1 pseudogene is annotated in these 336 nt (G+C 43.5%); it reads left to right on the forward strand.

The features are described 5' to 3' along the window. Window positions 1-193: 193 nt before the first annotated feature. Window positions 194-336: pseudogene (locus P5674_RS26200) on the forward strand (reverse transcriptase N-terminal domain-containing protein); the annotation flags it as partial.

Below are 336 nucleotides of genomic sequence, written 5' to 3' on the forward strand. Positions count from 1 at the left end.
GCCCATATAAACGGAACGTTTTAACCCCTCTTGGGCTCTGACAATCTGGTCGAGAAAGTCAGTAGTAAAAAGTGTAAGCGCAAGCCCATTAGGGAGGGAGATGTGACCAGAAGCCAATGCCCGACATTAATAGTAGGGATATGCTAACAGGTCACGGTTTGATTGTAAGAAATAGAGTCTAGTAGGTGTACAAATGGCGATAGCGAGTTTAAAGAAAGGGTTTGGGAAACCAAAACTAATCAAGACTACGAACAACGCATGGAAGGCCATCCCATGGACCAAGGTTCAACGGAAAGTTTTCAAGCTCCAAAAGAGTATATTTCAAGCGGCTAAATT

Source organism: Limnospira sp. PMC 289.06, from assembly GCF_032350395.1.
GTDB lineage: Bacteria > Cyanobacteriota > Cyanobacteriia > Cyanobacteriales > Microcoleaceae > Limnospira > Limnospira platensis.